The organism is Anabaena sp. UHCC 0451 (assembly GCF_034931405.1).
Lineage (GTDB): Bacteria > Cyanobacteriota > Cyanobacteriia > Cyanobacteriales > Nostocaceae > RDYJ01.
Genome location: NZ_JAYGHA010000010.1, coordinates 98,123 through 104,184 on the forward strand (window position 1 = coordinate 98,123; position 6,062 = coordinate 104,184).

The following is a 6,062-nucleotide window of genomic DNA, read 5'->3' on the forward strand; positions in this document are numbered from 1 at the left end:
ATCTCTGCTCCCCATCACTACGAACCTGCTACTACCAAATCTTTGCTCAATAGTTCTATAGCAGCTTTATATTGACTGTCTGCATCTGTACCAATTTGCTCCCGACTAATTGGTGATTGAGTAATTACTATGTCTGGCTTAATACCTAGTTTATTAATGTCTCGGTGGTTGGGAGTTTCATATTTAGCAATTGTCACTGCTAAACCCGAACCATCGGATAATTCAAATAAAGATTGAATTAATCCTTTACCAAAAGTAGTTTCACCTACTAACTGAGCGCGAGTATTATCTTGCAATGCACCAGCAAGAATTTCACTAGCACTAGCAGTTCCTTGATTCACCAAAATCACCAAAGGATCTTGTGTGAGAGCCTGACCAGAGGCTGCAAAATTCCCCTGAATACCTTGGCGATTGACAGTGTAAACGATTGTGCCTGAATCTAACCACTGACGAGCAACCTCAATTCCTGCTTGTAATAAACCCCCTGGATTATTTCGCAAATCGAGAATATAGGCAGCCGCACCTTTTTTTTCTAAAGTATTAATAGCGGTGGCCAACTCCATGGCAGCATTAGCGTTAAATTGAGTTAGGCGTAAATAGCCAATGGGTTTTCCTTGGGGGGATAAACGCAAGTTAGCTATGACCGGATTAAGTTCAATGCGATCGCGCACTAAGATAATTTCCTTGTCTGCTTCACCCTCTCTGCCAATCAACAAAGAGACTACACTACCTATTGGTCCGCGCATCTGCGCCGCAGCCTCATCCAAAGAGAGATTTTCTGTGGATAATCCTTCAATTTTGAGAATGCGATCGCGCGGTTTTAAACCTGCCTTTTCAGCTGGTGAACCCTCTATAGGTGTAATTACCTCCAATATCCCCGTCTGGGGATTGAGGGCAATTTGTAAACCCACACCTGTCAGTTCTCCAGAAGTATTAACTCGCAAACTGCGGTACTGCTCTGGGTCTAGAAACCTGGTAAAAGGGTCATCAAGGCTTTTGAGCATCTTCTGAATTGCCGTGTATGCTGCTTGGTCATTTGGCAGGGGGTTTTTGAGAGTTTTTTGCCGCACATCCGCCCAGTTTTGATCATTAAATGTTGCATCCAGATAAGAGCGATTAACAATTCGCCAAACCTCAGAAACTAGCTTTTGCTCTTGGGTCAAAGCTATTGCTGGTGAGACGAGTGAGCCAAAAACCAAGCAAAAAGCCAAAAGTAACGAAAATCCGTGCCGAAAAACCTGTTTTTTCATGAACCCCATTTTCTATTCCATCTCCACCCAAATTACTTATAAATGTCCAGTTGCGACGTTTTTGATGAAATCTATCTCTCGACTATGTTACTTTTTTTATAGAAGAGGTGCATTGCTCTCATCAAGTTGTCATCAACGCTGCTGTGCATTTCCCACCTCAAAAACGATAAAATCTACTTTGGAACCAACATTTACAGCTTTGGCTTGCAAAGAGATCGCAATATATTCCATATTTACAGAATGTTAAGTTTCTAAAAATCTTAACGATTCTGCAACAAAGCTACTCTTTGTGAAAATCCCAAAATGTGTATTGGGAGATTTATCAACCACAACCTATTTGTAGGAACTTAAGATTGTATGGCCAATGTCTATGACTGGTTTGAGGAACGCTTGGAACTGGAAGCGATCGCTGAAGATGTAACCAGTAAGTATGTACCTCCACACGTTAACATTTTTTACTGCTTGGGTGGAATTACCCTAGTTTGCTTCCTAATCCAGTTTGCTACTGGATTTGCGATGACGTTCTACTACAAGCCTACAGTTACAGAAGCCTTTTCTTCAGTAGAGTACATCATGAATGAAGTCAACTTCGGTTGGCTAATTCGCTCCATTCACCGCTGGTCTGCCAGCATGATGGTGTTGATGATGATTCTCCACGTCTTCCGGGTTTATCTGACCGGTGGTTTCAAAAAACCCCGCGAACTGACCTGGGTAAGTGGTGTAATCCTCGCTGTGATCACAGTTTCCTTTGGTGTGACTGGCTACTCCCTACCTTGGGACCAAGTTGGTTACTGGGCTGTGAAAATTGTGAGTGGTGTACCAGAAGCAATCCCCGTAGTTGGCGTTCTCATTTCTGACTTACTACGTGGTGGTTCTAGTGTTGGTCAAGCGACATTAACTCGCTACTATAGCGCCCACACATTCGTACTACCTTGGTTAATTGCGGTATTCATGCTATTCCACTTCTTGATGATCCGTAAGCAAGGTATTTCTGGACCTTTGTAATCTCAAGTTATCAGTGAATAATTAAAAGCTGATAGCCTTCACTAATGCTTTAACTTCATTTAAGCAGGAGACCACATTTAAAAATGTCAACGCAGAAAAAACCGGATCTGAGCGATCCTAACTTAAGAGCCAAACTTGCCAAAGGCATGGGTCATAACTACTATGGCGAACCCGCTTGGCCTAATGATTTGCTGTATGTGTTTCCCATCGTCATTATGGGTTCCTTTGCTTGTATTGTGGCTCTAGCAGTGTTAGATCCGGCAATGGTTGGTGAACCAGCTAATCCTTTCGCTACTCCCCTGGAAATCTTGCCAGAATGGTATCTATTCCCAGTGTTCCAGATTCTCCGTTCACTACCTAACAAACTGTTAGGAGTATTGGCAATGGCTTCCGTACCCTTGGGATTAATTCTTGTTCCCTTCATTGAGAACGTTAACAAGTTCCAAAACCCCTTCCGTCGTCCAGTAGCGACAACAGTATTTTTGTTTGGTACTTTTGTCACCATTTGGTTAGGTATTGGTGCTGCATTACCTTTAGACAAATCTCTGACTTTGGGACTGTTCTAAATTAGTTTCTGCTAGTTTTAACTAACAAGTAGAAGCTTCTAGGCTGAAGCAGGAAGAAAAAGCCCACTTTTGTTAGCATTAGTTAGCTTTTTTGTATCCTTACGTCACTTTCCCGGAAATGTTGTGACACCTGTGAGTTTCAAGAGCATATACTGAAGTTATGAGTCTCTAAGGATTGGCCGCAAGCATGATACAGCCCATTAGCTGCTCACACTAATAGTTAATGCACTTTTGAAAACTAACAGGTGTCAATTTTCGTAATCTGGTTTTTATCTAAGACAGGACTTACGCAACTGGCATATTGATAGGGTGCGTCAGACTGCATAAATCCTGCAAATAAACAGATTGTTGATATCTGACGCACCCTACAACAGATTTTTGGTGTAACACTTGCGTAAGTCCTATAAGATTTCCAGTTTTGGGTGTAAAATGAAATCTATTCCAAAATCTCAAACCACCGCAAAACCAGAAGCAGTTACATTTCTTACTTACTTAATATTCAAGTCACGGTCAATGCTTACTACAGTGCAGCAAGACCATCTGACGGTGAAGAGCGATCTTAAGCTCCAAAACCAGGTACAACAATGGTTTGAAAACTTTTCTCTGCAATATTTAGCTCAAGGAGGCTGGTCAGAAAGCCAACTCTATCGCCTCAATTTAGCATTAGCAGAAGGCTTTACTAACGCAGTTCGTCATGCTCATCGGGCTTTACCGCCAGAAACAAATATAGAAATTAAATTAAGTCTGTGGATTGACCGACTGGAGATCAGAATTTGGGATTACGGTAAACCTTTTAATCCTGATCAGATACCTGAGCCAAAACCAGGTACTCTGCAAGATCATGGGTATGGATGGTTTCTGATTCGACGCGTGGCGGATAGTGTTGTTTATGAACGTGATTCTGATAACAGAAATTGTCTGTTGATTGTTAAATATCTTTTAGAAGGACAACATTAGGTTGAGCAAAAAAATTCCCAGTCCGTTCCTAAATCTTCGGCGCTGGGATGAGTTTTTATTTAAGAAGGATGTTTAAGCCAAGTCGAAAAGCAGAATTTCTGCACTGAGGTTGGTACTAATTTCCAGTTGCTCTGCTCCAGTAATTTGCACTCCGTCACCTGCTTTAAGTTCTTGTCCGTTTAAATTGACTTCACCTTTAGCTATTTGTAACCAAGCATAACGATGAGGCTGGACTTGATAATTTATAATATCGCCCTGCTCTAAAATAGAGGTGTATAAGTCAATATCTTGATGGATAGTTACAGCGCCATCACGTCCATCTTTAGCAGCAATTAAGCGTAATTTTCCCTTTTTTTCTGCCACAGGAAAATTTTTCTGGTCATACCTTGGTGTTAATCCTTGTCGATCCGGCAAAATCCATATTTGCAGTAGATGTAATTCTTCTGTTTGTGAGTGATTAAATTCACTGTGCATAATGCCAGTACCAGCACTCATAATTTGTGCATCACCTGGACGAATTACTGAACCTGTACCCAAACTATCTTTATGTTCCACTGCACCTGATAAAACATAAGTGAGTATTTCCATATCTCTATGTCCGTGGGTAGGGAAACCAGCCCCAGGCGCAATCCGATCATCATTAATCACTCGCAGCGAACGAAATCCCATCCGGTTAGGATCGTAAAAATGACTGAAGGAAAATGTATGATAACTATCAAGCCAGTCAATTTGACTATGACCCCGTGAATTGCTTTTATGAATGATATAGTTCATCGTATTTTGAGACATAATTTATCCTCATTATTACAATAGGAGTCAGGAGTCAGAATTCAAAGAAAGGCAATATAAACCTAGAAAAAATTGATTTTTTACCAATCCTGTACAACTCATACTTATATTAAAATACTTCCATGTAAAATGAAAAGTACGCACTAAAAAGTTGCTTACTTACCAAAAAGATACTATCACTGGTAATGGGTAATGGGTAATGGGTAATGGGTAATGGGTAATGGGTAATGGGTAATTGGTAATGGGTAATTGGGAAAAATAAAATTGATTACCCAGTCACCAGTCACCAGTCACCAGTCACCAGTCACCAGTCCCCTATATTTGCTGATAACGTGCTTGTAAATCTCGAATAGAAAACAGTGTATCAAAATGCAAGCCAGCCGACTTATATAATTCTGCGCCACCTTGAAGTCGGTCTATTAGAGAAATTACCCTATCGACGGTATAACCTGCTGCTTGCAAACGCTCAACGGCTTTGAGTGCAGATTGTCCAGTTGTCACCACATCTTCCAGGACTACTACTTTTGCACCTGCTGGCAAGGTTGGTCCTTCAATATAAGCCATTGTCCCATGACCTTTAGCTTCTTTGCGAATAATCAATGCAGGTAAGGGTCGATTTTCATAAACTGAAACCACACTGACGGCGGAAACGATGGGATCAGCACCCAGAGTTAAACCGGCTACTGCCTGTGTATTGACTGGTAAGATATGTAATATCAACCTGCCTATAGCCAAAGCTCCTTGGGGGTGAAGTGTTACCTGTTTACCATTAATATAGTAAGAACTACGTTGTCCAGAAGAGAGAACAAAATCACCTTCTTGATAAGCAAGTTGGCAAAATAAATCTAGTAAATGCTGACGCAAGGTAGTTAAATTAGTAGTAGTTGCCCAAATATCTGGTTTCTGAGATGTTTCAGTAGAATACGACATTACAAACCTTTAAAAGTTGTGTTACACCAAAGGTTGAACTCATAAGAGTTCTGAAATTAAGCATAAATTAAGATTCGCCCAAAATTAGAGGAGTTGTAAACATGAGTATAAATTTGCCAGGACTAAGTGGATTATTAGTAATATTTGCTGCTACTGCATTTCCTGTAGTTGCAGTTGCTCAGATGGAACCAGAAAATTATGAAACAGTAACCAATACTGTCGAGAGAGCTTATTTTCGCCATGATCGTAATTTTTATGACAATGGCAGTTTTCAGCGTCAGGTAGATTCTTTACTTGGTCCTGGGGGTAAGTTCGGAACAACTTTCGCGGATAATGAAATTGCCAAAGATGCTGAGTTGGTGAACACTCTTTATCGAGATATTCTTGTGCAACAATCACAGAATGATCCTTATCTACGCACGCCTGATTTACCAAATCCTTACAACTCTTCGCTGTTAATGTCACCTCAGTACAATGCTAATAAACTCAAGGTTGGTACTGAATATCGTTTTGAGAGTTTAACCTCTCGTTAAATATATAGGAGTCGCAGGGGCGAAGCATTCGG

The 6,062-nt window shown here is 40.8% G+C and carries 7 protein-coding genes; 4 read left to right on the forward strand and 3 right to left on the reverse strand.

The genetic code is table 11. The features are described from left to right. Positions 1-17: 17 nt before the first annotated feature. Complete coding sequence (gene ctpA, locus VB694_RS09075) at positions 18-1,259, reverse strand: carboxyl-terminal processing protease CtpA (protein WP_323359985.1); 1,242 nt, start codon at positions 1,257-1,259, stop codon at positions 18-20. A gap of 348 nt (positions 1,260-1,607) precedes the next feature. Here ctpA and petB point away from each other — a divergent pair, with 348 nt between their 5' ends. The 3 genes from petB to VB694_RS09090 all read left to right on the forward strand — a co-directional run bounded on the left by petB (position 1,608) and on the right by VB694_RS09090 (position 3,778). After that, positions 1,608-2,255: a cytochrome b6 gene (gene petB / locus VB694_RS09080; RefSeq protein WP_323359986.1), complete on the forward strand. Its 648-nt coding sequence runs from the start codon at positions 1,608-1,610 to the stop codon at positions 2,253-2,255. An 83-nt stretch (positions 2,256-2,338) separates the two neighbouring features. Beyond that, positions 2,339-2,821: a cytochrome b6-f complex subunit IV gene (gene petD, locus VB694_RS09085; protein WP_323359987.1), complete on the forward strand. Its 483-nt coding sequence runs from the start codon at positions 2,339-2,341 to the stop codon at positions 2,819-2,821. A gap of 513 nt (positions 2,822-3,334) precedes the next feature. Next, positions 3,335-3,778: an anti-sigma regulatory factor gene (locus VB694_RS09090; RefSeq protein ID WP_323360047.1), complete on the forward strand. Its 444-nt coding sequence runs from the start codon at positions 3,335-3,337 to the stop codon at positions 3,776-3,778. A gap of 72 nt (positions 3,779-3,850) precedes the next feature. Here the strand turns inward: VB694_RS09090 and VB694_RS09095 are convergent, their stop codons facing one another. Further along, positions 3,851-4,567: a pirin family protein gene (locus tag VB694_RS09095; protein WP_323359988.1), complete on the reverse strand. Its 717-nt coding sequence runs from the start codon at positions 4,565-4,567 to the stop codon at positions 3,851-3,853. A gap of 315 nt (positions 4,568-4,882) precedes the next feature. Continuing rightward, positions 4,883-5,497 (reverse strand): orotate phosphoribosyltransferase, encoded by a 615-nt coding sequence (pyrE, locus tag VB694_RS09100; protein WP_323359989.1) that lies wholly within the window; start codon positions 5,495-5,497, stop codon positions 4,883-4,885. 101 nt (positions 5,498-5,598) lie between these two features. Here pyrE and VB694_RS09105 point away from each other — a divergent pair, with 101 nt between their 5' ends. After that, positions 5,599-6,030 (forward strand): hypothetical protein, encoded by a 432-nt coding sequence (locus VB694_RS09105; RefSeq protein ID WP_323359990.1) that lies wholly within the window; start codon positions 5,599-5,601, stop codon positions 6,028-6,030. Positions 6,031-6,062: the final 32 nt, after the last annotated feature.

What these genes read in the sequence shown, in the direction of transcription:
- ctpA (WP_323359985.1), bottom strand. Translation starts at nt 1,259, where the DNA reads ATGGGGTTCATGAAAAAACAGGTTTTTCGGCACGGATTTTCGTTACTT.
- petB (WP_323359986.1), top strand. Translation starts at nt 1,608, where the DNA reads ATGGCCAATGTCTATGACTGGTTTGAGGAACGCTTGGAACTGGAAGCG.
- petD (WP_323359987.1), top strand. Translation starts at nt 2,339, where the DNA reads ATGTCAACGCAGAAAAAACCGGATCTGAGCGATCCTAACTTAAGAGCC.
- VB694_RS09090 (WP_323360047.1), top strand. Translation starts at nt 3,335, where the DNA reads ATGCTTACTACAGTGCAGCAAGACCATCTGACGGTGAAGAGCGATCTT.
- VB694_RS09095 (WP_323359988.1), bottom strand. Translation starts at nt 4,567, where the DNA reads ATGTCTCAAAATACGATGAACTATATCATTCATAAAAGCAATTCACGG.
- pyrE (WP_323359989.1), bottom strand. Translation starts at nt 5,497, where the DNA reads ATGTCGTATTCTACTGAAACATCTCAGAAACCAGATATTTGGGCAACT.
- VB694_RS09105 (WP_323359990.1), top strand. Translation starts at nt 5,599, where the DNA reads ATGAGTATAAATTTGCCAGGACTAAGTGGATTATTAGTAATATTTGCT.